Raw genomic sequence first — 26,644 nt, forward strand, 5'->3', positions numbered from 1 at the left:
TTCTTTCGTTGTGCCCCGGCAACCCGCGTAACGGCACGGTTACGCACGGGTTCAGAAAGTCACCGCACGCCCCTCGTGGCGGCGATGTGCCGTACCGCACACTGGGGGCGGTGCTGAGTTCTCCGGAGTGCGGCCGGCCGCCTCCGTCCCGCCGCCGTACTCCCCCCGGACGGCAGCGATCACCCAGGAGGTCGCCCCCGTGCAGACCCAGTTGCTCACCGAGCGCTCCGTGGAGGTATCCCTCGTGCCCGACCCCCCGGGCGGGCGCGGCGGCCGTAGCGACGCCGGCGGGCCCTCGTCCGATCTGTTCCGGCAGTATCTGCGGGAGATCGGCCGTATACCGTTGCTCACCGCCGCCGAGGAGGTGGAGCTGGCCCGCCGCGTCGAGGCGGGGCTGTTCGCCGAGGAGAAGCTGAGCGGCACCCCCGACCCCGACTCGCGGCTCGCCCTGGACCTCGACCGGCTGGTCGTGCTCGGCCGGATGGCCAAGCGACGGCTGATCGAGGCCAATCTGCGGCTCGTCGTCTCGGTCGCCAAGCGCTATGTCGGCCGCGGTCTGACCATGCTCGATCTCGTACAGGAGGGAAACCTCGGCCTCATCAGGGCCGTGGAGAAGTTCGACTACGCGCGCGGCTACAAGTTCTCTACGTACGCGACCTGGTGGATACGGCAGGCGATGTCCCGGGCCCTGGCCGACCAGGCCCGTACGATCCGGGTCCCGGTCCATGTGGTCGAGCTGATCAACCGGGTCGTACGCGTGCAGCGCCGGATGCTCCAGGAGCACGGCCGCGAGCCGACCCCCGAGGAGGTCGGCGCCCAGCTGGAGCTGGACCCCGCCCGGGTCAGGGAGGTGCTGCGGCTCGCCCAGGAGCCCGTGTCCCTGCACACCCCGGTGGGGGAGGAGGACGATGTCGCCCTGGGGGACCTGATCGAGGACGGCGACGCCGCGTCCCCCGTCGAATCCGCCGCCTTCCTGCTGCTGCGCGAGCACCTGGAAGTGGTGCTCTCCACGCTCGGCGAGCGCGAACGCAAGGTGGTCCAGCTGCGTTACGGTCTCGACGACGGCCGGCCGCGCACCCTGGAGGAGATCGGAAGGATCTTCGGCGTGACCCGCGAACGGATACGCCAGATCGAGTCCAAGACCCTCGGCAGACTGCGCGACCACGCCTTCGCCGACCAACTGCGCGGCTACCTGGACTGACCCGGGCCCCCGCCCGCGGCCCGCGCCCCGCTCCCGGGCCCGGGAGCGGGGCCCTCAGTCCACCTCCACGACCGCCTGCGCGAACTGCGCCGCGTACAGCCGCGCGTACGCGCCTTCCGCCGCCAACAGCTCCTCGTGCGTGCCCTGTTCGACGATCGAGCCGCTCTCCATCACCAGGATCACATCGGCGTCCCTGATCGTGGACAGCCGGTGCGCGATGACGAAGCTCGTACGTCCGTGGGCCAGCCGCGCCATCGCCTTCTGGATCAGCACCTCGGTACGCGTGTCCACCGAGCTGGTCGCCTCGTCCAGCACCAGGATCACCGGGTCGGACAGGAACGCCCGCGCGATGGTGATCAGCTGCTTCTCCCCGGCGCTGACGCCCGAGCCCTCGTCGTCGAGCACCGTGTCGTAGCCGTCCGGGAGCGTACGCACGAAACGGTCGGCGTGCGCCGCGCGCGCCGCCTCCTCGATGTCCGCGCGCGTGACCTCGCGGGAGGCGCCGTAGGCGATGTTCTCCGCGATCGTGCCGCCGAACAGCCAGGTGTCCTGGAGCACCATGCCGATCCCGGACCGCAGTTCCTCGCGCGACATCCGCGAGATGTCCAGGCCGTCCAGGGTGATCCGGCCGCCGCTCACCTCGTAGAACCGCATCAGCAGATTGACCAGCGTGGTCTTCCCCGCGCCCGTCGGGCCGACGATGGCGACCGTCTGGCCCGGGTCCACACAGAGCGACAGATCGTCGATCAGCGGCTTCTCCGGGTCGTACCGGAACGACACGTGCTCAAGGGCGACCCGCCCCTGCGGCTCGCGCAGCCGCTCGATCGACGGCGCGTCGGCCTCCTGCTCCTCCGAGTCCAGCAGCTCGAAGATCCGCTCGGCGGAGGCGACGCCGGACTGTACGAGGTTCGCCATCGACGCGACCTGGGTCAGCGGCATCGAGAACTGCCGCGAGTACTGGATGAACGCCTGGACGTCGCCGATCGACAGCGTCCCCGAGGCGACCCGCAGCCCGCCGACGACCGCGACCAGCACATAGTTGAGATTGGAGATGAAGAGCATCAGCGGCTGCATGATCCCGCTGTTGAACTGCGCCTTGAAACCCGCCTCGTACAGCTTGTCGTTGTGCTCGCGGAAGCCCTCGGCGGACTCCTCCTGCCGCCCGAAGACCTTCACCAGGGCATGCCCGGTGTACATCTCCTCGATATGGGCGTTGAGCGAGCCGGTGACCTTCCACTGCTGCACGAACTGCGGCTGCGACCGCTTGCCGACCTTCGCCGCCACGAACACCGACAGCGGTACGGTCACCAGCGCGACCAGCGCCAGCAGCGGGGAGATCCAGAACATCATCCCCAGCACACCGACGATCGTCAGCACCGAGTTGACCAGCTGGCCCATGGTCTGCTGAAGGGTCTGCGAGATGTTGTCCACGTCGTTCGTCGCCCGGCTCAGCACCTCGCCGCGCGGCTGCTGGTCGAAGTACGACAGCGGCAGCCGCGACAGCTTCGCCTGGACGTCCTCGCGCATCCGGAACACCGTGCGGTTGATCACGCGTATGGACAGCCGCGTCGACACCAGCATCAGCAGGCCCGCGCCCACGTACACCACCAGCGCGACCAGCAGGACGTTGCCCACCGCGCCGAAGTCGATGCCCTGGCCGGGGGTGAAATTCACCCCGGAGAGCAGATCGGCGAGTCCGCCGTCGCCCTTGGCGCGCAGCGCCTCGACGGTCTGCTCCTTGGTGACGCCCGCAGTCGTCTGCCGGCCGACGACCCCGGCGAAGATCAGGTCCGTCGCGTTGCCGAGTATCTTCGGTCCGACGACCGACAGGGCGACGCTCAGCACTCCGGCCCCCAGCATCCAGCCCAGCGTGGCCCGCTCCACGGCGAGCCGCCGCAGCAGCCGTTTTCCCGACTCCTTGAAGTTCATCGACCGCGCGGCGGGACCCGCGGCCATCATGCGTCCGCCAGGACCGCTCATCAGGCAGCCTCCGCCTCGGTCAGCTGGGAGAGGACTATCTCCCGGTATGTCTCATTCGATGCCATCAGTTCGTGATGGCGGCCCGACCCGACGACCCGGCCCTCGTCCAGGACCAGGATCCGGTCGGCGTCACGGATCGTGGAGACCCGCTGGGCGACGATCACGACGGTCGCCTCGGCGGTCTCCCGCGACAGCGCGGCACGCAGCGCGGCGTCCGTGGCGTAGTCCAGCGCGGAGAACGAGTCGTCGAACAGATAGATCTCCGGCCGCCGCACCAGCGTCCGCGCGATCGCGAGCCGCTGGCGCTGCCCGCCGGAGACATTCGTGCCGCCCTGGGCGACGGGCGCGTCGAGCCCGCCCTCCAGCGCCTCGACGAACTCCTTGGCCTGCGCCACCTCCAGCGCGTGCCACAGCTCCTCGTCGGTGGCGTCCGGATTGCCGTACCGCAGATTCGTCGCGACCGTACCGGAGAACAGATACGGCTTCTGGGGCACCATGCTCACGGTCCTCGCCAGCAGCACCGGATCGACTTCGCGCACATCCACCCCGTCGACCAGCACCTGCCCGTCCGTGGCGTCGAACAGCCGGGGTACGAGCCCGAGCAGCGTCGACTTCCCGCTGCCCGTCGACCCGATGACCGCGGTCGTCTCGCCGGGGCTCGCGACGAGGGACACCTCGCGCAGCACCGGCTCCTCGGCCCCGGGGAAGCGGAACTCGGCGCCCCGTATCTCCAGATGCCCGTGCCGCCGCAGCTCCCGCACCGGCTTCGCGGGCGGTACGACACTCGACCTGGTGTCCAGCACCTCTTCGATGCGCTCGGCGCACACCTCGGCGCGCGGCACCATCATGAACATGAAGGTGGCCATCATCAGGGCCATCACGATCTGCATCAGATACGCGAGGAACGCGGTCAGCGCGCCGATCTGCATCCCGCCGCTGTCGATGCGGTGCGCGCCGAACCAGACGACGGCGAGCGACGACAGATTGACCACCGTCATCACGGTGGGGAACATCAGTGCCATCAGCCGGCCGGTCGACAGCGCGACATCGGTCAGCTCGGTATTGGCTCCGCGGAAGCGTTCCTTCTCGTAGTCGTCCCGGACGAAGGCCCTGATCACGCGGTTGCCGGTGATCTGCTCGCGCAGCACCCGGTTCACGGTGTCCAGCCGGGTCTGCATCAGCCGGAACAGCGGGCGCATCTTCCTGATGATGAGGGCGACGCAGATCCCCAGCACCGGGACAACGGCCAGCAGCACCGCGGAGAGCGGGACGTCCTGGCCGAGGGCCATCACGATGCCGCCGACACACATGATGGGCGCGGACACCATCAGCGTGAACGTCATCAGGACCAGCATCTGCACCTGCTGGACGTCATTGGTGGTGCGGGTGATCAGCGAGGGGGCCCCGAAGTGCCCCACCTCGCGGGCGGAGAAGCTCTGCACCCGCCCGAAGATCGCGGACCGCACGTCCCGGCCGAGGGCCGAGGCGGTACGCGCGCCGTAGTAGACGGCGCCGATGTTGCAGATGACCTGGACCACGCTGACGGCGATCATGATCCCGCCGAACTCCAGGATGTAGCCCGAGTCCCCCTTCACCACACCGTTGTCGATGATGTCGGCGTTCAGGGTGGGCAGATACAGGGTGGCGCACGTCTGCAACAGCTGGAGCGTCACCAGCAGGGCTATGGGTCTTTTGTAGGGAGCGAGATGGGCTCGCAGAAGTCGTAGGAGCACGCGGAATCTCTCGGGGTCGGCTCGGGTGCGGTGGGCAAGACCGGAGGGTGGGGTCCGACCCCATCTTGCGGCACCGCACCCGTGGAACCCCAAGGATTTATGTACAAAGACCGGTCAAGAACGCCCACGGCCCGAAACCGTTCCCGGCGCCTCGGCGAACGGCCGACGCGCCGCGCGACCCGGCGCACCACCCGTCTCAGGCGTACGCGCCTCCAGCGCGCCCACCTCCGCTGCACCCGCCTCCGGTGCCGCTCAGCCCGTGGGACCGAACGCCCCGGGATGGACCTGCTCCCGCGTCGCCGTGTACTGCTGCCGTACCGCCGTCCCCACCGCCGCGTCGTCGCCCGGCTCGAAGACCTGCGCCGCCGCGCCCTGCCAGGCCGGCGGGGTGTGCGGAGCCAGCGTTCCGCGCGCGACCCCGAGCGCCCACGCCGCCTGCCGGGCCGCGCCGATCGCCGCGTAGTCGGCGGGCTGCGGTACGACGACCTGCGCACCGAAGATCGCCGGGGCCACCGCCTGTACGGCGGGCAGCTCGGCGGCGGCGCCCAGCAGGAACACCCGACGCACCTCCACCCCGCGCCCGCGCAGCACGTCCATCGCGTCGGCGAGGGAGCAGAGCATCCCCTCGAACGCGGCCCGCGCCAGATGCTCCGGCTTCATCGACTCGCGCCGCAGCCCGGTCAGCGTGCCGGCCGTGTGCGGCAGCTGCGGGGTGCGCTCGCCCTCCAGATACGGCAGGAACACCAGCCCCGAGGAGCCCGGCGTCGACTTGAGCGCCAGCGCGGACAGCTCGCCGAGGTCGGCCGTACCCAGCAGCTCCGCGGTACCGCGCAGGGCCCTGACCGCGTTCAGCGTGTGGACGACCGGCAGATGCATTCCGGTGGCGTCCGCGAAGGAGGTGATCAGCCCGGACGGATCGGCCGCCGCCTCGTGGTGCACGGCCATCACCGACCCCGAGGCCCCCAGCGACACCACGGCGTCCCCGGCCGCGACGCCGAGCCCGAAGGCGGCGGCCATGGTCTCGCCGGTCCCCACCGAGATCAGCAGCCCCTCGGGGGTGGTGCCGGCGGCCTCCGCGGGACCGAGAACGTCGGGCAGCGCGGCCTGGTGCCCGAGCGCCAGCTCCACCAGGTCGGGCCGGTACGCCCCGGTGCGGGCCGACCAGTAGCCGGTGCCGGACGCGGCGCCCCGGTCCGTCGTCCGGCGGGCCGGTCTCCCCAGCAGCTGCCAGACCAGCCAGTCGTGCGGCTGCATCACGAGCGCCGTGCGCTGCGCGGCCTCCGGCTCGGTCCGCGCCATCCAGCGCAGCTTGGAGACGATCTGCCCCGACTGCGGTACGGAACCGACGGCCTCGGCCCACGCCTGCCGCCCGCCCAGCGCGTCCACCAGGTCCGCGGCGGCGACCTGCGCGCGCTTGTCGTTGCCGAGCAGCGCGGGACGCACGAGATTGCCCTGCCGGTCCAGCGCCACCATGCCGTGCTGCTCCGCCGAGACGCCGATGGCCTCGACCCCCTCCAGCAGCCCGCCGGACGCGGCCTCGCCGAGGGAGAGCAGCCAGACCTGCGGATCGACCTCGGTGGCTTTGGGCTCGACCGGATGAGGCGCGTACCCCTGGCGCAGCACGGCACCTGTGTCGGAGTCACATACGACGACGCGTGTGAACCCGGACGAACTGTCCAACCCGGCGACTATTCCCATGACACCCGATTCTGCCGCACGCGCGGCCTGTCAGGCGCTTCCGGGACCGCCGGTTCGGGACGGGAACGGATCAGGTGTTGCTGGTGCCCCAGTCGTCCTGCCCGTTCTGGCTGCGTTCCCGCAGCGACCGCACCCGCTGGGCGACGGAGCCAGGAAGCTTGTCCGCGAGCCGGTCACCGACCACGTCGTTCACCGAGTGGTACGCCTTGCCCGCCACCTCCCGGCCGGTCTGCGCGGCGGCTTCGGCGGCGTTGCGCACCGCCGGATTCTGCGAGACCTGGCGCGCGGATTTCTTCAGCTGTTCATAGCGCTCGCGCCCGGCGCGCGTGCCGAGAACGTATCCACAGGCCAGTCCAGCGATGAACGTGAGCCGGTACCGCATGGCTGCCACCCAATCTCTCTGTGCGTCGGAGTCCCCAGGTCCCAGCGTCAGCGTCGGACCGGTCGGTCTGTGGTCCTCCGCCTACCCCGTCCGGGCCCGGGATCACCCGACGTGACCCGGCTCGATACCGATTGGCGGAGCACCCCCCTGCTTGCGCTAATGTATGTGTCGCAGCGAACGCGCGCCGCCCGGGAGGACCCGGGAGGGTACGTTCGGTGCAAACGCAGCAATCCCCTGTAGCTCAATTGGCAGAGCAGCCGGCTGTTAACCGGCAGGTTACTGGTTCGAGTCCAGTCGGGGGAGCGCGATCCCCTGTAGCTCAATTGGCAGAGCATTCGGCTGTTAACCGGAGGGTTGCTGGTTCGAGTCCAGCCGGGGGAGCGGGAAAGACGGGAAGGACCCTTCGGGGTCCTTTTTCGTGTGCCCGCCAGCCGTCGTGGGCCCCTCACGGGTCCCTCGAACGGATGTACTTGACGGTTGCCGGAACCGGCCGGTGCGCGACGAAGTCCTCATGGTCAAGTGAAGCCGACCATCCGAGGCAGGAGATCGTATGACCGGCTATGCTGCGGCAGACGGCGCGCACAGATGTGCGCGACGCGCCGTTGGGGGCGGTAGCTCAGCCGGTTAGAGCAGCGGACTCATAATCCGTCGGCCGAGGGTTCGAGTCCCTCCCGCCCCACGCGGAGTTCTCTCAGGAGAACCGTTTCTACCTGCGGAAACGAATGAACGGGCGGCACCACTCCAGAGTGGTGCCGCCCGTTCATTCGTTCAGACCAAGATCCAGGGGACGCGCAGGGGACGCGGGGACGGTTCAGGGGACGGAAGCGCCCTCACGCCGCCTTCCGGCGCCGGTTCAGAGTTCTGCGGGCGGTTCCTCTCCATGGCGCGCAGGCACCGCCACGGCGCAGTACGGCCGGCCGCGCCAGGAGGCAGCCGGCGTAAGGGCCGGGTGCGGACGCACCCTGCGGGTACCGGCAAGGCTTGCGGATGCTCGCGGGCAGCGTCGTGCCGGGGCCGCAGGCTACGGCGTGGGGGGCTGTGCGCTCTTCGTGTTCGTCCTGTGTGTGCGTGGCGTGCCGACGCCGCCGCCCTCGTGCCGTTGCGTGCACGAGAGCCGCGTCGGGTGGCTCAGCGGTGAGCGGCGCGGTTCATCTCGACGACGTCCTCCAGGGTGGCCGTGGCCGGGAGGGTGGCGAAGCGTTCCGGCACGCTGTCGCGGATGCGGGCGTCCTTGACGCGGTCGGCCGCGGCCAGGGCCGCCGGCAGCTTGTCGAGGGTCAGCTCGGTGCAGTAGGCGGGGCCGTTGGGCTGCTGGCGCCAGGAGTCGGCCAGCGTGCCGGCGTCGTAGGGGTCGAAGCCGGTGTCGTCCACGAGCTGCATGGCCACACGCCGCGCCTCCTCGAAGTCGCCGGCGACGGGGATGGCGATGCGGCCGGGCGTTCCGGCCGGAACGCCCCGGGTCCGCTGGGTTTCGGCCAGGGCGGCGTTCCACGCCTTGACCACGGGGCGTCCCAACTGCCTGGCGTTCCACACGCTGTCGACCTCGCCGTTGTCCACGGCCTCGATCTGCCCGCTGAGGTGCGGATAGTAGTTCGAGGTGTCGATGACCACCGTCTCGGCGGGGACCGACGCGAACAGGCCGGCCAGCTTCCCCGCCACCCCGAAGGGGACGGCCAGGACGATGACGTCCCGGCCCTGGACGGCGTCGGAGAGGTCCGCCGCGCGGGCCCCGGACTCCAGTACCTCCGCCCGGACGGCCTCGGGGCCGCGGGCGTCGGCCACCTGGACGTCGTGACCGGCCGTGCTGAGCTTGGCAGCGAGGTTCCCACCGATAGCACCGGCGCCTATGACAGTAATTTTCATGATTTGTCCTTTGAGGGGTTGTGCTGCCCCTGAGGGCAGCGCGATGTGATGGCCGCGTCGTGGTGCCGCCTGGCGCTGCGGGGTGGAGCGGGGTGGTGCCTGCGTTTTACGCCTGGACGTCCCGCTCGCGGTAGCCGCTCGCGATGAGCGTGCGGAGCCGGTCGAGCTGCTCCTCCTCGGTACCGGTGCCCTTGATCCAGGCAACGGAACAGGCCGCGAGGAACAGGTCGTGACCCCGCACCGACGCGCGCACGCGTCCCGCGAGCTGCGCGGCTCGCACGTACTGATCGGTGGCGGTGATGAGGATGCCGCAGGGAATCGTGAGCGGGTTGTCCGGCTCCTGCGCCCTGGCCGCGGCCATGAGCGGGTCCGGCAGCCCGCTGAAGGCGCTGAAGTACTCCTCCATCGCCCGCAGCCACTGCTCCAGCGCCTCGGCCGGGTCGCCGAGTTGCTCGATGTCCGCCTGGCGGGCCACCAGTTCCTCGGAGCGTGTCTGCAGCACAGCCGCCAGCAGCGCCTCCCGGGTGGGGAAGTGCCGGTACAGGGTGCCGGGCCCCACTCCCGCCTCCTTGGCCACCGCCTCAAGGGAGGTGCCGACCCCGTGCCGCAGGAAGTGACGCTGCGCGGTCTCCAGGAGGGCCGCGCGGTTGCGCTGGACGTCCGCGCGGGGCTTGCGGCCCCGCGGTTCACCGATGCTCATGCATCCTCCTCGTGCTGCCGTGATCCTGCGGCCACATCAAAACGGATGCTGCCTCCGCACTCGTCCGAGAGTAAAACGGAGGCGGCATCCGGTCAAATCGGCGGCCCGCCCACGGAGCCCGGACAGCACAGGCGGCCCCCACCTGCCTGGCCGCAGCGCGCAGAGCCAAAGCCCCGCGGAAGTGGGTGGACGCGGTGCCGCGCCGCCGGTCCCGACGACTTCTCCTGGACTGTGACCCGCTTGTTCGGCCCCTCCTGCGCCGCCCTGACCCGGCTGCCGGCCCAGGATGTCAGGGGGTGAGCTGCTGGTGCCCTATGACAGAGAGCCGCCGACGGACGCACCGGTCGCTGTGCGGGTGGACACCGGACTCCTGCGAGGTGACTCGACCGCGACCGCCCGGCACTTCCTCGGTGTGCCCTACGCGAAGCCGCCGGTCGGCAAGCTGCGCTGGGCGTCACCGCAGCCCCCGGCCCCGTGGCCGGGAGCGCGGGAAGCCCCCCGGCCCGGCAGCAGGTGCCCGCAGACGGACGGCGGGCCGGGTCAGCCCGCCTCCACGGACGAGGACTGCCTGTTCGCCAACGTCACCACACCGCGCAAGATGGTGCCGGATGCCGGACTGCCCGTCATGGTGTGGTGGCACGGCGGCGGCTACACGCACGGCGCCGGCAGCGACTACAACGCCGACCGGCTGGTGTCCCAGGGCAACGTCATCGTGGTGACCCTCAACTACCGGCTGGGCATCTTCGGCCACTTCGGCCTGCCCGGCCTGCCCGGATCGGGCAACTTCGGACGCGAAGACCAGATCACTGGCACCCAGTGGGCCCAGGACAACGTCGACAGCTCTGTGGAAGGGAAATTCCTCCACGTACCGGTGATCTCCGGCGGAAACCGCGACGAGGCACGCGCGTACGTGGGCGGAGCCATGCCGGCCGGAGTGCCGCCGATGACCGCCAAGACCTACCCGGCCATGCTCCGCACGACCTTCGGGGCCGAGGTCCCCCGAGATGCGGAGGAAGCTGACAGCAGGTCAGATGGGACTCATGAGAGGACCTGTGTCCGTGGCTGCACCTCGGAAACTCTCGCTCGAGTTGCGTGAGTGAGCGGTACGGATGTACCGCACCACCGAGCCGAAGCCGCGGACCAAGAAGCTGGCCGTCGACCTCGGCGTGCACCCAGAGGCCCTGCGCGGCTGGATCCGCCGGGCCGAGGCGGACGCCGGCGAGCGCGACGACTGTCTCAGCACCGGCGAACGTGCCGGGCTCACGGCCCTGCGCAAGGAGAACTCCCAGCTCAAGCGGGCGAATGACGTCCTGCGGACGGCCTCGGCTTTTTTCGCGGCGCAACTCGCCCCGGCCCGGCCCAGGTTGACAGCGCTCGTTGACGAGCATCCCCGCCTGGGAGCCGGTGCGTCCTGCGGGAACTGCGCATCCCCTCCTCCACCTGCTACCGATGGCGCCGTGCGGAGAAGGAACCGTGCGAACGGCGACGCCGCGACGTCGAACTGGCCGAGCGGATCAAGGAGATCCACGCGGAATCCGGCGGCAATTACGGCTCGCCGCGCGTGCACGCCGTCCTCAGACGCGAGGGCACACGCGTGGGCCGCAAGCGGGTCGAGCGCCTGATGCGCGAGGCCGGCATCGCGGGGACCAGCCCGCGACGGAAGGGCTTCACGCGCCGCGATCCCAAAGCCGGCCTCGCCCCGGACCTGGTCAACCGGGACTTCACCGCACCGGCGCCGAACCGGTTGTGGGTCACCGGCCTCACGATGGTCTCCACCGGCGAGGGACCGTTGTGGCTCTCCGCGATCCGGGACGCGTTCTCCCGCCGGGTGGTCGCGTGGGAGACCTCCGCCCGCGCGGACGCCGACCTGGTCCTGGCCACGCTGGAGTACGCGCTCGCGTCCCGCGAGGTCGAGCCGGGCAAGCTCATTCACCACACCGACCACGGCTGCCAGTACACGTCCATCAGGCTCACAACCCGGCTCATGCGGGCGGGGGCCGAGGCATCCATGGGCTCCGTCGGCGACTCCTGCGACAACGCCCTCGCGGAGAACCTCTCGATGCTCATCCAAACCGAATGCATCCGTGGCCGCACCTACACGACAAGGGCCGAGACGAATCTCGCGCTCTTCGAGTACATCGACGGCTTCTATAACTCCCGCCGCATCCAGGAACGGCTCGGCTTCCTCAGCCCGATCGAGTTCGAAGAGAAGTACTACGCCAAGCAGGCCACGGCCGAACCAACGAACCTGAACACCCGTCAACCCCTGCTGACCAGCTGAGCTGATACGTACGGTGCCGGCCCCGTGCGCTCCAGGCGAGTGGGGTGTGACGCCAAGTGGCGGGCACTGAGCTGCCGCCAACTTGAAGTCGTTCGGTGTCGGGGCGCCGCTTCTTCAGTCGCGGCTTGTGGCCTGTTTCCTCGACCATGCGGTGGCGTCGGCTCCGTATCGAGCCAGGAGGCGTGCGAACTGGATCCGCTCCTGGGGCGACCAGGCAACTGTGATCTCCTTGAACGCTTCTCGCTGTTCAGCGGCGAAGCGGTTGCGTTCGGCCTCGCCGTGCTCGGTGAGTTCGAGCACGGTACGACGTCCGTCGGACTGGGACGCCGCCCGGCGCAGCAGCCCGTCCTCGATGCAGTCGGCGACGGTCCGGCTGGCCACCGGCTGGGTGACGCCCATCTCGGCGGCGAGGCCACCGACGGTCATCTCGCCCGGCGCGTCGGCGATCACGTTGAGTACGAGATTGCGGGAGAGGTCCTTCCTCGATGCCGGAGTGCGTCGTCGCAGACGTGACAGCGCCGGGCCGATCTGGTCCAGCGCCAGGTCGTCGGAAGGCTGTTCATCAGAGGAAGACGCGCTGCTCATGTGACTGAGTCTAGAGCCGGTCCGCACATTTGCATACCTTCAGACAAGTGCATAGCCTTGGGTATGTAATTTGGAGTAGCGAGGAAACGAGGCACACCGTTATGGCACTCACCGCGATCACCAACGCACGGATCTTCGACGGAGAGAAGACGCTGGGCGTGCGGACCGTGGTCATCGACGGCGGGAGGATCGCCCGTGTCGGTGGCGACGCTCCCCGGGACAGCGAGATCGTCGACGGCGGCGGCGCCACACTGCTGCCGGGATTCATCGACGCCCATGTCCATTCCGCCCCGGGGTCCCTGGCGCTGGCCCTGCGGTTCGGGGTGACGACCGAACTGGAGATGCAGGGGATGAACACCCGGGAGAACCGGGGGTCCATCACCGACGACGACACCGTGGCCGACGTGCGCTCTTCCGGCTTTGCCATCACACCGCCCGGTGGTCACCCGAGCGAGCTGATGCCCGAAGGCTTCCGGCCGAAGTGGGATCTGCCACCGGTGATGCCGCTGATGCCGTTCTCCACCACGCCCGAGGAAGCGGTCGCCTTTGTGCCGCAGCTCCTCGCCCGGGGATCCGACTTCATCAAGTTCATGATCGACGACGGCAGCGTGGAGGGGCACCCCGGGCTGCCCTCGCTCTACCAGGCCACCGTGAACGCGGGTGTGGCCGAAGCCAAGAAGTACGGCGCCCTCACCGTGGCCCACGCGCTGACCCTGGAGGCCACCAGGATGGCCGTCGAAGCGGGTGTCGACGGCGTGACCCACGTGTTCATGGACCAGCCGCACACTGCCGAGATCATCAGCCTGATCAAGGACGCGGGCATGTTCGTCATCCCCTGCGTCACTCTCAACGCCTCGATGATGGGGATCACCGGCAGCGAACTCGCCGACGACCCCCGGGTCGCCACCCGCCTCGACAGCGAGTGGGACCAGACCCTGCGTTCCAGCTACAACCGCTACCCGCAGGGCAAGCTCGACGACGTGTACAACACCGTGCGCGCCCTGGACGCCGCAGGCGTCGACGTGCTGGCCGGTACCGACGTCTCCATGCCCGAGACGTTCTTCGGGGGCCTGGCACACGGAGCGAGCCTGCACCACGAACTGCAATACCTCGTGGCAGCCGGCCTCACGCCCGCACGGGCCCTGCGCGCGGCCACGGCGACCACGGCCCGCCGCTTCCGCCTCAGCGACCGGGGCCGCATCGCCGAAGGACTCCGCGCCGACCTTCTGCTGGTCGACGGCGACCCGACGAGCGACATCAGCGACACCCTCAACACCCGCGCCGTCTGGCGCCGCGGCACCCGCCTGGCGGCATGACCGCAGCACCCCCCGCGTGGGAAGGACTCAACCGCCGGGTCTTGCTCGCCGGAGTACGGCGGCCTTCTACGATCCGGTGCATGCTGGATTCCGAGCCGCTGGACCGGATCACCGGGCGGCGCGCGGAACCGGACGAACCCGAAGAGCAGTTGGCCGGACAGCTTGCTGAAGTGCGGGCCAGAGGGGCGAACTCGCTGTCGCCGAACGTGGTCAGCGTGTGGGCCGAGCTGGAACCGCTGCGTAGCAAGCTGGTCGGACTCGTCGACCGCGGCTGGCTGCGGAAACGGCCCGATGCCGGCTTACACGTGAACGTGGCTCTGGCAAGAGTTCCGTAGCCGGAGATCACCTCGGGAGGACGGTGACGGTGTGCGGCTCCAGGACATCGTTGGCTGAGTGGCACCAGGAGATATCACACGGCTCCAGGTGACGGCTGACGGTTTCAGGAGATGTTGCGTAGGTCAGGAGCGTCGCCGCCGCACACGTAGGTGGGTTATCGGAGTGTTGTTCTTGCGGGCGTGTGTGCTGAGAACTCTGTTTCCCGCGCGCGGAGATGTCGCCACCCCCGTACGAGCTGCGTTGCGGTGGTGAGCCCTACTGCCCGCAGGTACGCGGACAACGTCACCGTCCGTGTGCTCCGAGATCGTGTTGGAGGACGTTCTCGCAGGACCGACCTACCAGGTGCCACGTGTTCGGTCGGCCGTGGCTCAAGCGGGCGTGCTACCCACTCGGGGAAGCTTGATGATCTTCCGCGCCCGTGCGGTGATCGCCGCACTGTTTCCGATCAGGCGGGGGCGAGGAGAGTGCAGCCGGATCGAATCAGGGGTAAATGTCCACCCCTCTGAGGAAACCGCAGGTGAGAAGCGTCACCGGGATAGGTTCAAGTCCCACCCGCCCCAACTGAATTCTCTCAGGAGAACCGTTTCTACCTGGAGATACGTGAGACCGGGTCGCCACTCCAGAGTGGCGACCCCTATTCATTCGTTCAGACCGAGATCCAGTGGACACGCAGGGGACGCGGGGACGGATCAGTGGACGGAAGCGCCCTCATGCCGCCTTCCGATGCCGGTGGGGAGCCCTGCGGGGGCACGGGATGCCGCAGGCGGCAGACCCGTCGGCAGAGTCCAGCCGTCGAGGCCCGGTGACTCGGAGCGAGCGCTCGTGAAGCGCGTGAGGGAGAAGTCCGTCCGCTGCTCCTCCCGGTACCGGTCGGCGGCGTCCTCTGGCCTCGCCCGGTACCGAAAGGCGGCGTCCTCCTGGCCTCGCCCGGCCAGAGCGATCATGCCGAGGAGAGCGGAGTCGGGTTGGGCCTGCGCTCCGCGTGTGCCGGGCTACGCCTGGGGCCTCAACAAGGTCAGCGCCTTGGCCACCCTGTCGATGGCTTCGCAGACCACTTCCGGCTGACGGGCGGTGTAGCAGAGGCGGAAGAAGCCAGGGGCGGGGCTGTGCATCACGCCGCCGGGGAGCAGGGAGACCTCGGTCGGTTGCCTCCGGAAGTAGTTGAAGAGGCCCTCTTCTCTGTTGTCCAGATCGGGGGAGGTGAGGGGGAAGGGCATGGCGTCGTCCATGGCGGGTGGCACCGGGAGGTCGAGATAGTCCCTGAGGTCGAGCCAGAAGAACTGGGCCGCGTTGTCGCCGTCGTGGTGGACGTACCTGATGCCGTTGCGCTGCAGACAGGACTTGACCTCGGTGAAGCTGGTGCTGAGGAGGTCCCGGTAGGTCTTCATGGCGAACGTTGTGTACAGCTCGGAGCCGGGGCCCTCGGCGGAGGCGGAGAGGACGGCGCCGATCACATAGTGCTTGAGCGAGTCGAAGGGCGTGAACCAGGGCATCGGGTGCCGTACCTCCGCCCCGGTGTCCTTGCTGCCCAGCATGGCGTCCTGGACGACCGCGTTCTTCGAGACGACGAATCCGGTACGGAAACCGGAGAGCCCGAAGTCCTTGGCGAAGCCCCAGACGACATGGATACGGGTGGGGTGCTCGGCGTAGGCTTCCAGGGCGACGGCGCTGGTGAACGGGGTTTTCCCGCCGTGCAGTTGGGAGTGGCAGTAGATCTCGTCGGAGATGATGTGCAGGTCGGGGTCGCCGAGTGCCCAGGCGTAGATGTCCTCCAGCAGGTCCTTGGAGTAGTTGACACCCAGCGGGTTGTGCGGGTTGGTCAGGACGAGCAGTCTCGGTGCCCTGCCGGTCCGCTTCTTGTGCGCCTCGTACTGGTCACGGATGAGGTCGACCGTGAGGCGAAAGGCATCCGGGCCGTCGGTGGGAAGGTTCACCGGGACGCAGGTCAGCTTGGGCCGCTGCTCGAACGACCAGTTGAAGCCCTGCCAGTACGGTGCCGGAATCAGCACCGCGTCGCCGTCCACCAGCGGCGACGGGACTCCGGGCGCACTGCTCTTGAGCGCGAACGCCAGGCATTCCAGCGCGGAGGCGACTCCCGCCGTGCCGAAGACGTTCTTCGCCTCCACGTCGGTGCGGAACGCCCTCGTCAGCAGGGCGGCCACCTGCTGACGCAACTCGTCGGTGCCGTACGGAGGGAAGTAGTGGATGTTCTTCTCGGGGAGCAGACTCGTGTGCGCGAACACCCTCTTCCGCATCGAGTCGTGGTAGACGAGGACGTTCTCCGCCACGGACAGGTCGACCGCGGTGTCGGACGCCAGTTGGCGGTGGTAGGAGGCGAGCGCCTGCTCCAGGTCGGGCATGCGCGCCAGGAGGGCGGCGGCCTCCTCGGAGAGTGCGGTCGGGTTCTGCCCGGTGGACACGACGTTGGTCGTCATGGTGCCGATGTTCCTTGTCTTGGTAGCGGATCCGACGGGCCGTGCGGCGAACCTCTTCATGGTTCGCCGCACGTGCGGGGCGAATGGGCAGTGCGTTCGGGACGGCTGCCGGCGCTTCGGCGGCCGTCCACGGTCGAACGGGGGGAGCCTCGCGCTTGACCGTGGACATCTGGGGTGTGGTGTGAGCCGCGGTCACGCCTTTCGCGTGTGGGCGTCCGCAGGGGCCGGCTTGCCTGTCCGCTCCGGGTCATATCCGGTGAAGGGGCGGTCGAAGAGCCAGTTGTAGAGCATTTCCCGGCAGATCTCCGGCTGGAACGCGGGCACTTGATGTCCGGAGTCGGGAATGGCGACCTGCGTCACGTTGCCGGCCCTGCGAACGAATCCCTTGGGGTCTCCCTGGGCCTGGGTCCAGATGAGACGGGGGGTGGCTCGCCACTCGGACCACATGTCCCGCCCTTCCATCAGGGCGTCCAGGATCTCCTCGGTGCTGCGGTACCCGCAGGCGGTGTCGAAGTTCCCGGTGTAGAGCAGGGTCTTGTAGTTCTTCTCGATGAGCTGGGCGTACAGGCCCGAGGCGTCCGCCATGTTGTCGTTCACCAGCGCGTCGGTCACCGGCCCCTTGTCGTCCTCCAGCGTCCAGATGACGTGGCCGGGAACGTGGAGGGCCTTTTTCACCTCGGTGCTGCGGAGGTAGGCGGTCAGCGCCCCCATGGGCAGATCGTCCCACCGCCGTACGTCGTAGAAATCGAACCCTCCGCCGTAATTCACGGCAGCGGTCACCAGGCCATTCCCGAGCCGGGTGGCCGTCTTCATGTCCGTTCCGGCGTGGAGGACTTTCTGGAATTCGAGGTACGCCATGTCGAGGGATTCCTTCTGGCTGAGGCCGAGGAACCCGGTCGTGTAGGCGTAGTCGATCAGGATGCGGAGCGACAGTTCGGGCTTGATCCAGCCGTTGCCGACGGAGATACCCTTCAGGTTGAGGGGCACCGCGTCCACGGCCTCGCGGTTCTGCTTGTCGATCTCCAGGGCGATCGCCGGGACGTACTTGCCGGCGTAGCTCTCCCCACAGACGTACAGCGGGCACCGCGCGTACTCCGGGTGCGCGAGGAAGAACTCCTGGAGGCCCTGCCAGAACATGTGGCTCAGGGTGCCTTCGTCCTGGACGTACTCCTTCTCGTCGGAGTAGCTGTATCCCGTACCGACGGGCTGGTCCCAGTAGAGGACGTGCGCCTCCTGGTTCCAGGTCGTGGCGTCCACCGACACCGTTCCGGCGGCGTCGTCGGCAATGGACAGCGGCCCGTTCTCCAGGAAAAGCCCCAGCAGTGAGGAGGCGCCCGGACCGCCGTTGAGCCAGATCAGCAGGGGCGTTTGGGTGATCAGGTCCTGCTGCTGTTCGGCCGGGAGACGGGGGCTGCAGGTCTGGCTCTCGAAGAACCAGTAGAAGAGGTGATTCGCCTTCGGACGCGACTGATCAATGCTGGGGACATCCGCGTACCCGGCGTAGGAACGGACCTTCCTGGTGGCGCCGTCCTTGGTGAAGAAGTCGATGCGCCGGGTATTGGCGATGTTGGCCGGAATCGAGTCAATGGGGCCTGTGGACATGGTTCACCATCTGTTCGGGAGGGGTGGCGGCAGCGGCGGATCAGGGTGCGATCAGGCGACGCCGACGGGAGTGTGTGTGAGAGGAGCCGGTGAACAGTCCGTTCGTGCGCTCCACCTGCTCCAGGACCCCGATACGCTGTCCCTGGAGCATTTGCAGCGCCGGGAACCGATCCTTCTGGAACAGCAGGATGTTCAGCGATCCGCCGTATTTGAAGTTCCCGATCTTCTCTCCCTTTGCCACCTTGACCGGACCGTTGAGGTTCTTGAACTTGGGCAGATAGTTCACGGAGGCGATCGAGTTGAGGCCGACGGTCACCATCCCGACGTAGCCCTCGACCGGATCGCTCTCCGTGCTCTCCGGGTACCGCGTCTTGATGATCACGTATCCCCGGCGGAAATGATCGAACATCTCGTAGTCGTAGCCGTAGCCGACGTCCCCCTTGTCGAGCAGTTCGGGGAAGTCCCGCATTCCGTAGTAGGAGCCCGCGATGTCGTCACGCCCCTCCATCAGCTCGCCCGCCACCGGGGTGTGATACCAGTGGTAGCTGTCGGGCATGAGAATGCATGACACCGCTGTCCCGTCAAGGAAGTGGTGGGCGTACGGGGAGTCGGCGAGCAGCTGCCTGACGTTCATGGTCACGGACTTGACCGGGATGGGCGTGTCCTCTTTCAGGTCATCGACAATCATGTTGATGACACAGTCGGCGGGGGCGACCACCACCGTGGGATCGTCCTCCGCGGCGATCGGCCGTGCGCCCGGGGCGAGTTCCCGGACGAAGAAGTCGTTGAAGGTCGACCAGGGCCCCGGCTCGAAGTCCTTCATCTTCTTCTCGCCCAGGTCACGCTCCCAGGAGTCGATGAGTTCCTTGTTCCGCGTGCTGTCCGGCTCGTCCATCTGCATGCCCTGAAGATGCGTGAAATCGGAGAGCGCCTTGTGCCCGGGGCCGCAGGTGACAAAGACCATGCCGTAGGGGTTCTCATAGTTGAGCCAACTGAATTTCTCGATGTAGTTCAGCCCCGTATGGACCCCCGGCATCCACTCGTACCACTCCGTGAAGAAGTCGCACAGGAACGTGATTCCCTGGCCCTTCCAGTCGCAGTGCAATTCGACCGGAGTGTCGCCCGGATACGGCACCACATTCGCGGTCGCCGCGTCGTACATGGTCCTGAAGCCTTCGAAGTCCTCCGCGTACCACCGCTCGATCTTTTCGATGAACCCGGGGAGATCCTTCGAGAAAGGTTCGTCGTTCTGTGCCACTTCGTCTTCTCCTTCAGGGATGTGCGGAATTGAATCCGCTTCCGGACGCAGAAGAGAGGTCCGATACGCGCGGATATTCCGGAGACCGTACGATCGCCAAGTGGATCCAAGCGTATTCGGAACGTGATCTTCGAAATGCCGTTGAAGGGGGCGTGGTTGAGGCGAAACCGGGAGCGCGAGGGCGCACAAACCGATGAAACGTTTCGCCAGTGCGACTCCGTCGGGAACCTTGAACCTGCCGGCCGTGAGCGGTCGGTCACGAGGCACTCTCGGGGGCCGGGCTTCGGTCTGGTCAGATATCGTCCGGTTCGCATGGGGCTCGGCGGGAACATCGCCGAGAGCCGGCCCGTCGCGCTTGCCCTTGCGGGCGACGCTGCCGAGCCCTTCCGGCGTGGATTCGCCGATCACCGAGCGTAGCCGATACGGATGTCCGCGCCCGGGGGCCGCCCTGCGCTTCGGGCACGGATGGCGTTCGACGAGATCGGCTTTTGATCCGGCGGGTGGGTAGGGCTCTTGATGGCCCGTCATGCCCCGGGATGTTCGCACCACCCAAGTCGCAGCCCCCCCATTCGCCACTTTTGAGTGAGAACGGTTCTGCGACCCGATCCGGGAATCCGAGGTCTCCGGACGCCTACATTTGATCTTGCTCGGGCAAAGGACCGTTCCTGAGAACTCGATCGCATGGATCGGCGGTGTGGACCGCACGCCCAGTCCACACCGCCGAGGGGCTCGCCTGTCAGCCGGCGTTGAGGGCGGGGCGGACCTGCTCGATGCGGTCGCCGCTTCTGCCGCCTCGCTGCCGCCGATGAAGGCGGCGATCGAGAGGCTCCTTCCACTACGGCAGCACGGCCTGGGCGACGGCCAGCGGCGTGAGCGGGAGCAGTGGGATGCCCTGGGCCAGGGGGTCCGGGGCCCGCTCGGCGGCCGGGGTGAACCGGCCGACGGGAAGTGGCCGGAGGCTCCCACCGTTCCCGCTCACGCCGTTGGCGCGGTGGCGGCAACGGGCTGGGACTTGCACGAGTACCGGCACTCCGGACCCGCCTCGGCGAGGACGGGTCCACCCTGCCCACGCGCATGGCCGATCACGGCCTCGGGGGCCAGGGCCGCGAAGAGGACGCCCGTCTGCTGACCCAGGGTCTGGAGGGGGCCCTCGCCGGACGGAGACGTGGCGTGTGCCGATGGCCGCGGCGGCCGGCCGGTACCGCGGGAGAGGTTCCCGGCCGCGACCCGAGGGGAGTTCCGCGGTATCGGTCACAGGGTGATGGACTGTCCGTGCCCGGCGTGTTGGGCGAGGGACAGGGCCCATTGGGCGAGGGCGACGTCGAGGTCGGCGCGGCCGACGCAGTTCACGTGCCAGGGGCGTTCGAGGGTGTCCCAGCTGTCGGTGGTGAAGTCGTGGACGGGGATGCCGGTGGGGGCGGGGTCCTGGCCGGCCCACCAGACGGCCAGGGACTGGACTCCTCGTCGCAGGGTTCCTGCGAGGTCGTCGGCGATCAGCGTTCCGCCGCGGGCACACTGTTCGACGAAGGCCAGGGGTGCTTCGTGGCCGCCGAGGTTCACGTGGACGATGTCGTCGTTGAGCCATGAGCCGCTGAAGACGGGCGTTGCGGCCGTGGTGGCGGTCACGAGCAGGTCCGCGCCCTTCACGGCGTCCTCCGGTGAGCGGGTTGTCACGAGCCGGTAGGGGGTGGGCCCGATGGCCGCTGTGACGGCCGCGGCGCGCAGGTGCGGCGAGCAGATCCGTACCTCGCGCGGTCCGGGGCCGTCCAGGTGGGCCCACAGCCGTGCCAGCGTTCGGGCGATGTCGCCGCTGCCGAGGATGGCCACGGCCTGCGCGCGGCACCGTTCGCGCACGATGCAGGCGTAGGCGGCGGTACGGAGCGAGGACAGAAGCGTGGAGCGGACGAGAGCGGTCGGCCGCATGGTCGCCGGATCGTAGAGCACGTACAGCGCACACGCTCGCGACAGCCCCAGCGAGCGGTTGAGCGCGTTGGCACCGACCGCCTTGAAGCCCGCGGCCTCCCGGCTCAGAGCGGCCAGCACGTTCAGCTTGTAGTCGAAGTCCAGCCCCAGATGCCCGTGCCGCGCCTCGGGGGACAACTGGAGCAGCTCCGCCGTCTGTTCGTTCGAAGGCGCCAGCACGGCCTTGCCGCGCCAGCCCTGTGACCGGCTGCGCAGCGTGCGCTCGGTCAGGAGGACGATCTCGGAGGTGTGGTCCCACAGGCCGCTGTCCAGCAGGTCGGTCTCGGAGACCAGCACCAGCGGAACCCTGTCTCCGGGCACCGCGGTACGCGCCGGTGAGTTCACAGGCATCATCATGTCCGCCGCATTCCCCGCGCCGCCACGGTCCATCCCGGTATCATCCACCGGCTTGTCGCCGGCCGGCGCTCCCGGGGGGTGTCGCTCCGGCCCTGGACGAGGCGTCGTGGCCTCGGGTCCGAATTCCATGGCATTGACTCGGAACGTTGACCATCTGTCACGGTGGCCCCGGGAGCGCCGCCGTGGGTGGTGCCCGGGGAGGGAGCTGATGGCAGGACGCCCCGGTGGATAGTGCCGGCCGTCCCTGTTGACGGCGTTGCGGACGCCCGCCGCGACGTGCGCACGGTTGTGGAAACTGGAGGGCGGTCCGGAAGAGGCGGCGGCTCTCGTGCACGCGGTGAACCCGTACGCTCAAATCCGTTGATCCAAGCGAGAGTCGCCGAGCGGCGTCATGCCCATCCCGCGAATTCCATGCCCCACCCGGCGCCCACCGCGCCCGCCACCGGAAGCACCAGCAGCGCCACTCCCATCGCCGGCGGGAACTGGCCCCTGGCCCGTATCACCTGACGTACCGCGAACGTCTTCTCCAGCGCCGCGTCCGTCCCCTTGAACGACAGTGGTGTGACCACGCCCACGACCACGAGTGCCATCTCGCGCCAGCGCAGGGGGTCTTGGCCCTCCTGCGGGAGTGTCCACGAGGACACCCATCCGCGGAACGGCGCCACGGCCAGCGCGGCGCCCCACAGGAAACCGGCGCACGTGGCGAGGGTGACCTGCCACGACGCCTCCGTGCCGAACCGCAGTGCCAGGGCCACCATGACGATCACCGGAAGCGGCATCGCCGGTATCCACCGCTCCCTTCGTACCGGAAGCCAGCGCAGCAGCACACAGGTGAGTACCAGTTCGGGAATCAGCACCGCCAGCACCCACAGGGGGATGACCACCGGCAACTCCTTTCAGGGAAGCGGACGCCGGCACTTCACAGCAGGACGGCCATGGCCATCACGACAGCCGCGAAAGTGAAGAGGAAGAGCGCGGTCTGTTTTCCCGTGGCGGGCTCCAGCGCCTTTCCCGAGCGAATCACCTCGCGCTGCCGCCGCAGGTACCCGGCGAAAATGATCCGGCAGAGAGTCAGGCCCAGCATGGTGAGCGTGTACAGCGCCAGCGGGGTGTCTCCGTCGTAGCCGCGCGCGGCCGAGTCCAGGACGATGGCCACACCTCCGGCGATCGGCGGCAACGCGGTGAGCAGCCTGCTCTTCGTCGAGGTGGCCAGGGACTGGGCCGCCACCGCGAGAGCGATGCCGGAGGCGATGGCGGCTATCCACCAGTGCGTCGTGGTGAACGAAGAGGTGAGCATGGATTTTCCTTTCCTTCTCCCGCGTACGGAGAGTACGGACCTGGCGCACGGGGTGGAGCGGGCTCCCGGCCCACCCCACCCGGCCGTGCGTCGGTCTACCAGGTGACCCAGCCGATCACGGTGGTCGCGATATCGCCCGCGACCCCGGAGACCTTGGCGCCGATCTCCTCCGCGAGGCCGAACTTGCTGAACAGCCGCCCCTTGCCGAAGAGGACGCCGCCGACGACGAACAGCCCGAGGGCCGTGTGGAACTCGCTGCTGGTCCAGCCGTAGCCCCATCCGCTCAGCCCGGCGCTGACCCCTTGCAGGGCCCAGGACAGGACGCCGGCCCCGGCGGCGAGCGGACCGAGGACCGGCGCGAAGGGCGGGAAGACCAGGGCGCCCACACCGAGCACGACCGAGGCGGTCCCGAAGAGGGTGCTCCAGTGCCCGGTGGCCGCCGCCCAGTCCTTCGGGTCGCTCATGTTCTCCGGCCACAGGCCCAGCCACTTGGTGTCGCCCGTGTCGTCGTTCTCGGGCTTGTCGGAGGGGTTGGTGCCGTTCTGCTGGTTCCGCTTCGCCTCCTCGGCGGCCTTCTTCGCCGCTTCGGCGGCCTCGGCCCGCCGCTTCTGCGCGGCGATCGCGTGGGCCTCGCTGGCGGCCGCCGCGGCGGCCCGTGCGTCCTGGCCGGCCTGCTGGGCGGAGGCCGCCGCCCGCGCGGCGGAAGCCTGTGCCTCCACCGCGAACTCCACGGCCTGCCTGGCCGACGCCGAGGCCTGGCGCATCGAGTAGTTCGCCGTGCGCGCCGCGCCGCGCGCGGTCAGGGCGGCGGCACTGGCGTCCCTGGCCGACTGGGCCGCGGACGCCGCCGACTTGTCCGCGGCGTCCGCGTTCGACTTCGCCTCGGCGGCCGAACTGGCCGCGTCCTTAGCGTAGTTCTGCGCCTTCGTCGCCCACTCGGTCGCCTCCTGGGCGGCCTCGCGGGCCTCCGCCGCCGCCTTGGAGGCCCGTGCGGCGTCCTCCAGGGCCTTCGCCGCGACCTTCGCGGCGTACGCGAGGGTCGCCCGGATCGCGGAGACATGGGTGGCGTGGTCGTGGTCGAGCCGGGCGATGTTGAACTTGTCGCGGACGACGAAGGCGCGCCGCATCCGGGAGGAGCCCTCCAGGACGATCTGCGCGCCCGACCGCATATAGGGGCCGCCGGTCTCCAGGAGGCGGAATATCTCGACCCGGTCGTCCTCCTTCGTCGCCTCCGCCAGATCGACGGCGAGGAAGTGGTGCAGCGCCGCGGCGGTGTCCGCGTCCAGCGCGGCCTGGGCCTTCGCCTTGACGGCCTTGCCCGGGTCCTGGGCGAGGATCTTGAGCACCAGCACCCGGTTGTCCACCGCCGCGGCCTCGATCACCCCGGTCTCCAGGAAGGCGGTGGCCGCGTTCGGGTCGCTGTCGGCCAGAGCCCGCTCGGCGGCCTCGGCGACGGCGGCCGTCGAGGCCTGCGCGAGGGCCAGTACGTTCTCCCGGTCGTCCTGCTGCTGGGCGAGCAGACGGTCGGCGTCGATCCAGTTGGTCACGTCGTGGTCGGTGCCGGCGAGGGCGAACTCCGCCGCGCCCCGGGTCCAGGTGCCGGCGGAGTCCAGCAGCCGCACGGCCGCCTTCCGGGCGACGGTGACCGCGGACGCGGTGTTCCCCGCCGCGAGCGCGGCCTCGGCGGTGGAGATGAACCCCTTGATCTCGTCGGAGGTCTGGGCCGCCTGCGTGCGCTGCTTCTCCACCCGCACGGCGTCCTCGGTCTCGGCCTCTGCCCTCAGCCGGGCCTCCAGGACGCCGAGCGCGGTGTCCTCGGCGATCAACTCGGTCTCCGCCGTGCGGGCCGCCTTCTCCACCTCCATGGCTTCCTTGACGGCGTCGGACGCGGTGGTGGCCGCCTCCACCGCCGCCGCCGCGAAGGCGGTGGAGCGCTTCGCGTACTCGATCGCCTTGCCCGCGTTGGCCGCCGCCTCCTCGGCCGCGTCGGCCGCCTTGTCGGCGTGGGCCGCCGCGCTGTTGGCGGCGTCACGGGCCACCCGGGCGGCGGCCGCGGCACGGTTGGCCAGGGTCTGGGCGGCGCCGGCGGCGCGGGTCGCCCGGGCGGCGGCTGCGTTGGCCTCGGCGGCGGCCTGCCGCGCCTTGGCGGCCTGGGCCTGCGCGGCGCCCGCGGAGGCGGCGGCTTCGGCCGCCGCGCCTGCCGCCGCGGCGGCGTTCCTGGCCGCGCTCGCGGCCGCCGAACCCGCCGACGAGGCCTGGCTGGAGGCGATGGCGGCCTGGTCGGCGGCCTTGGCGGCGGTACGCGCACGGGCGGCGGCGTTCCGGGCGCCCTGGGCGGCCTGGCGCGCGGCGGAGGCCTTCGTGGCGTCCTTGGAGGCGGATATCGCCGCGTAGTAGGCGAGGGAGGCGGCGTTTCCGGCCGAGGCGGCGGCAGCGGCGGCGGCCTGCGCGGCCTGCGCGGCGCGGCTGGAGGCGGCCTGGGCCGTACGGGACGCGGCTATGGCGGTGTTGGCGGCGGACGCGGCCCCGTTCGCGGCGCTCGCGGCGTTGTTCGCCGCGTTGGCCGACTTCTTCACGTCCTGCTGGGCCGCCTTCGCCTCCTCCGCCGCCTTCAGCGCGGCCGACTTGGCCTTCTCCGCGGCCTCCTTCGCCCGCTCCGAGGCGGCGACGGCCTTCTCCGTCGTCAGCTTCGCGCGGTTGCCCTCCCGCTCCACGATCGCGACCAGCTGCTCAATGGTCGCGGATTCCTCGTCGCGGGCGCGGGCGATGTGCTGGCCGGAGGAGAGGAAGAGACGGATCGCCTCGGGGGACCCGTCGTCCAGGGCGCGCTGCGCGTACTTCTTCACCTCGGGCGACGCGGTGGCGAGGATCGTGAAGACCGTGACCTCGTCGTCCTCCTGCTGCGCGGTGTACTGGGTCGTGTCCAGGAACGTGTCCAGGGCTTCCTTGGTGTTCCGCTCCAGCGCCTTGCCGGCCTCCCGCTTCACTGCGGTACCGCCGTTGTTCAGGACGGAGAACACCGCCACCCGCAGATCTTCCTCGACCGGCCCGGCGTAGCCCTCGCTCAGGAACGCGGCGACGGCCTCGTCCCCGGCGGACAGCGCCGTGTTCGCCGTCTCCTGGACGGACTTGCCCGCCGAGGAGAGGCTGGTGACGACGGCGAAACGATTGTCCTCCGCCCGTGCGGCGGGCAGCTCGGTGGTGAGGAAGGCGGTGAGCGCGGCCGGTGTGCCGACGAGCGCGGCGGCGGCGGCCTCGCGAACGGCGCGCCCGCCCGTCTTGTAGGCCCATACGGCCTTGCCCTGATCGGTTCCCGGCAGACCGTTCTCGGGATCACCGGGGCCCGCGGCGGCATGGGCGGGAGTGGCGCTCAGAGTGAGGATCGACGGCAGAGCGGGGACGGCCGCCGCTCCCGCGACGGTGGCGAGTATCCGGCGTCTGCTCCACAACGAAGGCGACAAGACGTGCATCCTTCCTGTTCGGGATATGGAGGTGCGCATACGTCTTTTCCCCTCAAGTGCGCTTGTTGCTGGCGAGGTTGAAGGGAAACGAGACATGCCCTGCGATTCCTCAGGAACATTACCTGTTCACGCATAAATGGTCACGCTCCGTCAGAAACTTCTCGCTCAGGACGCGTTGACGCACGTCCTTCGGGGGC

Annotated in this window: 20 protein-coding genes, 3 tRNA genes and 1 pseudogene; 9 read left to right on the forward strand and 15 right to left on the reverse strand. The window is 69.3% G+C overall.

Going from position 1 to position 26,644, the window contains the following annotated elements; genetic code table 11:
- Positions 1-127: 127 nt before the first annotated feature.
- Positions 128-1,201 (forward strand): RNA polymerase sigma factor, encoded by a 1,074-nt coding sequence (locus OG627_RS24330; RefSeq protein WP_329068458.1) that lies wholly within the window; start codon positions 128-130, stop codon positions 1,199-1,201.
- Positions 1,202-1,255: 54 nt separating this feature from the next.
- On the opposite strand, the gene OG627_RS24335 is transcribed toward OG627_RS24330, so the two are convergent.
- From OG627_RS24335 to OG627_RS24350, 4 genes are all read right to left on the reverse strand, one after another.
- Positions 1,256-3,181: an ABC transporter ATP-binding protein gene (locus tag OG627_RS24335; RefSeq protein ID WP_329068460.1), complete on the reverse strand. Its 1,926-nt coding sequence runs from the start codon at positions 3,179-3,181 to the stop codon at positions 1,256-1,258.
- Positions 3,181-4,914, reverse strand: a complete 1,734-nt coding sequence (locus OG627_RS24340; RefSeq protein WP_329068463.1) for an ABC transporter ATP-binding protein — start codon at positions 4,912-4,914, stop codon at positions 3,181-3,183. Before OG627_RS24340 ends, OG627_RS24335 begins: the two co-directional genes overlap by 1 nt.
- A gap of 252 nt (positions 4,915-5,166) precedes the next feature.
- Entirely contained in the window at positions 5,167-6,612 is a 1,446-nt protein-coding gene (locus tag OG627_RS24345) for an FGGY family carbohydrate kinase (RefSeq protein WP_329068465.1), read from the reverse strand.
- A 70-nt stretch (positions 6,613-6,682) separates the two neighbouring features.
- On the reverse strand, positions 6,683-6,994 hold the full coding sequence (locus tag OG627_RS24350; RefSeq protein ID WP_329072933.1) for a YtxH domain-containing protein: 312 nt from the start codon (positions 6,992-6,994) through the stop codon (positions 6,683-6,685).
- A 230-nt stretch (positions 6,995-7,224) separates the two neighbouring features.
- Between OG627_RS24350 and OG627_RS24355 the strand changes: the two genes are divergently transcribed.
- The 3 genes from OG627_RS24355 (at position 7,225) to OG627_RS24365 (ending at position 7,673) form a co-directional block, all read left to right on the forward strand.
- Positions 7,225-7,297, forward strand: a tRNA-Asn gene (locus OG627_RS24355).
- Positions 7,298-7,302: 5 nt separating this feature from the next.
- A tRNA-Asn gene (locus OG627_RS24360) sits at positions 7,303-7,375 on the forward strand.
- A 224-nt stretch (positions 7,376-7,599) separates the two neighbouring features.
- Positions 7,600-7,673, forward strand: a tRNA-Ile gene (locus OG627_RS24365).
- A gap of 449 nt (positions 7,674-8,122) precedes the next feature.
- Here OG627_RS24365 and OG627_RS24370 read toward each other — a convergent pair.
- Together OG627_RS24370 and OG627_RS24375 are read right to left on the reverse strand one after the other, a co-directional pair.
- Positions 8,123-8,857 carry an NADPH-dependent F420 reductase gene (locus tag OG627_RS24370; RefSeq protein ID WP_329068467.1) on the reverse strand — a complete coding sequence of 245 codons (735 nt, stop codon included), beginning with the start codon at positions 8,855-8,857 and terminating at the stop codon, positions 8,123-8,125.
- Positions 8,858-8,963: 106 nt separating this feature from the next.
- A complete protein-coding gene (locus tag OG627_RS24375; RefSeq protein WP_329068469.1) occupies positions 8,964-9,557 on the reverse strand; it encodes a TetR/AcrR family transcriptional regulator in 594 nt (197 codons plus the stop codon).
- Between the two features lie 307 nt (positions 9,558-9,864).
- On the opposite strand from OG627_RS24375, the gene OG627_RS24380 reads away from it, so the two are divergent.
- The 3 genes and pseudogenes from OG627_RS24380 to OG627_RS24385 all read left to right on the forward strand — a co-directional run bounded on the left by OG627_RS24380 (position 9,865) and on the right by OG627_RS24385 (position 11,838).
- The gene (locus OG627_RS24380) at positions 9,865-10,653 is read left to right on the forward strand and encodes a carboxylesterase family protein (protein ID WP_329068470.1); all 789 of its coding nucleotides are present in this window, start codon (positions 9,865-9,867) and stop codon (positions 10,651-10,653) included.
- A 13-nt stretch (positions 10,654-10,666) separates the two neighbouring features.
- Positions 10,667-10,849: pseudogene (locus OG627_RS35555) on the forward strand (transposase); the annotation flags it as partial.
- Positions 10,850-10,968: 119 nt separating this feature from the next.
- Positions 10,969-11,838 carry an IS3 family transposase gene (locus OG627_RS24385; protein ID WP_329072935.1) on the forward strand — a complete coding sequence of 290 codons (870 nt, stop codon included), beginning with the start codon at positions 10,969-10,971 and terminating at the stop codon, positions 11,836-11,838.
- A 114-nt stretch (positions 11,839-11,952) separates the two neighbouring features.
- On the opposite strand, the gene OG627_RS24390 is transcribed toward OG627_RS24385, so the two are convergent.
- Positions 11,953-12,423: a MarR family winged helix-turn-helix transcriptional regulator gene (locus tag OG627_RS24390; protein WP_329068472.1), complete on the reverse strand. Its 471-nt coding sequence runs from the start codon at positions 12,421-12,423 to the stop codon at positions 11,953-11,955.
- Positions 12,424-12,524: 101 nt separating this feature from the next.
- On the opposite strand from OG627_RS24390, the gene OG627_RS24395 reads away from it, so the two are divergent.
- Together OG627_RS24395 and OG627_RS24400 are read left to right on the forward strand one after the other, a co-directional pair.
- Positions 12,525-13,739, forward strand: coding sequence for an amidohydrolase family protein (locus OG627_RS24395; protein ID WP_329068474.1), 1,215 nt, complete (start codon positions 12,525-12,527; stop codon positions 13,737-13,739).
- A gap of 80 nt (positions 13,740-13,819) precedes the next feature.
- A complete protein-coding gene (locus OG627_RS24400) occupies positions 13,820-14,074 on the forward strand; it encodes a hypothetical protein (protein WP_329068476.1) in 255 nt (84 codons plus the stop codon).
- 993 nt (positions 14,075-15,067) lie between these two features.
- On the opposite strand, the gene OG627_RS24405 is transcribed toward OG627_RS24400, so the two are convergent.
- The 8 genes from OG627_RS24405 to OG627_RS24440 form a co-directional block, all read right to left on the reverse strand.
- Complete coding sequence (locus tag OG627_RS24405) at positions 15,068-16,510, reverse strand: pyridoxal phosphate-dependent aminotransferase (protein WP_329068478.1); 1,443 nt, start codon at positions 16,508-16,510, stop codon at positions 15,068-15,070.
- A gap of 192 nt (positions 16,511-16,702) precedes the next feature.
- Positions 16,703-18,112 carry a S10 family serine carboxypeptidase-like protein gene (locus OG627_RS24410; RefSeq protein ID WP_329068480.1) on the reverse strand — a complete coding sequence of 470 codons (1,410 nt, stop codon included), beginning with the start codon at positions 18,110-18,112 and terminating at the stop codon, positions 16,703-16,705.
- A gap of 40 nt (positions 18,113-18,152) precedes the next feature.
- Positions 18,153-19,778, reverse strand: coding sequence for a phosphatidylserine decarboxylase (locus OG627_RS24415; RefSeq protein ID WP_329068483.1), 1,626 nt, complete (start codon positions 19,776-19,778; stop codon positions 18,153-18,155).
- 427 nt (positions 19,779-20,205) lie between these two features.
- Complete coding sequence (locus tag OG627_RS24420) at positions 20,206-20,349, reverse strand: hypothetical protein (RefSeq protein ID WP_329068485.1); 144 nt, start codon at positions 20,347-20,349, stop codon at positions 20,206-20,208.
- A 272-nt stretch (positions 20,350-20,621) separates the two neighbouring features.
- Positions 20,622-21,677, reverse strand: a complete 1,056-nt coding sequence (locus tag OG627_RS24425; RefSeq protein ID WP_329068487.1) for an NAD(P)-binding domain-containing protein — start codon at positions 21,675-21,677, stop codon at positions 20,622-20,624.
- A 401-nt stretch (positions 21,678-22,078) separates the two neighbouring features.
- Positions 22,079-22,573 (reverse strand): hypothetical protein, encoded by a 495-nt coding sequence (locus tag OG627_RS24430; protein WP_329068489.1) that lies wholly within the window; start codon positions 22,571-22,573, stop codon positions 22,079-22,081.
- Positions 22,574-22,608: 35 nt separating this feature from the next.
- Positions 22,609-22,986 (reverse strand): hypothetical protein, encoded by a 378-nt coding sequence (locus tag OG627_RS24435; protein ID WP_329068491.1) that lies wholly within the window; start codon positions 22,984-22,986, stop codon positions 22,609-22,611.
- A 95-nt stretch (positions 22,987-23,081) separates the two neighbouring features.
- The gene (locus OG627_RS24440; protein ID WP_329068493.1) at positions 23,082-26,447 is read right to left on the reverse strand and encodes an ALF repeat-containing protein; all 3,366 of its coding nucleotides are present in this window, start codon (positions 26,445-26,447) and stop codon (positions 23,082-23,084) included.
- Positions 26,448-26,644 lie beyond the last annotated feature (197 nt).

Origin of the sequence: Streptomyces sp. NBC_01429 (assembly GCF_036231945.1) — a bacterium.
Classification (GTDB): domain Bacteria; phylum Actinomycetota; class Actinomycetes; order Streptomycetales; family Streptomycetaceae; genus Streptomyces.

Bases quoted from the DNA above. Each gene is read 5' to 3' on its own strand.
- OG627_RS24335 (WP_329068460.1), bottom strand. From the start codon at position 3,181: ATGAGCGGTCCTGGCGGACGCATGATGGCCGCGGGTCCCGCCGCGCGG.
- OG627_RS24345 (WP_329068465.1), bottom strand. From the start codon at position 6,612: ATGGGAATAGTCGCCGGGTTGGACAGTTCGTCCGGGTTCACACGCGTC.
- OG627_RS24350 (WP_329072933.1), bottom strand. From the start codon at position 6,994: ATGCGGTACCGGCTCACGTTCATCGCTGGACTGGCCTGTGGATACGTT.
- OG627_RS24370 (WP_329068467.1), bottom strand. From the start codon at position 8,857: ATGAAAATTACTGTCATAGGCGCCGGTGCTATCGGTGGGAACCTCGCT.
- OG627_RS24375 (WP_329068469.1), bottom strand. From the start codon at position 9,557: ATGAGCATCGGTGAACCGCGGGGCCGCAAGCCCCGCGCGGACGTCCAG.
- OG627_RS24390 (WP_329068472.1), bottom strand. From the start codon at position 12,423: ATGAGCAGCGCGTCTTCCTCTGATGAACAGCCTTCCGACGACCTGGCG.
- OG627_RS24395 (WP_329068474.1), top strand. From the start codon at position 12,525: ATGGCACTCACCGCGATCACCAACGCACGGATCTTCGACGGAGAGAAG.
- OG627_RS24400 (WP_329068476.1), top strand. From the start codon at position 13,820: ATGCTGGATTCCGAGCCGCTGGACCGGATCACCGGGCGGCGCGCGGAA.
- OG627_RS24405 (WP_329068478.1), bottom strand. From the start codon at position 16,510: ATGACGACCAACGTCGTGTCCACCGGGCAGAACCCGACCGCACTCTCC.
- OG627_RS24410 (WP_329068480.1), bottom strand. From the start codon at position 18,112: ATGTCCACAGGCCCCATTGACTCGATTCCGGCCAACATCGCCAATACC.
- OG627_RS24435 (WP_329068491.1), bottom strand. From the start codon at position 22,986: ATGCTCACCTCTTCGTTCACCACGACGCACTGGTGGATAGCCGCCATC.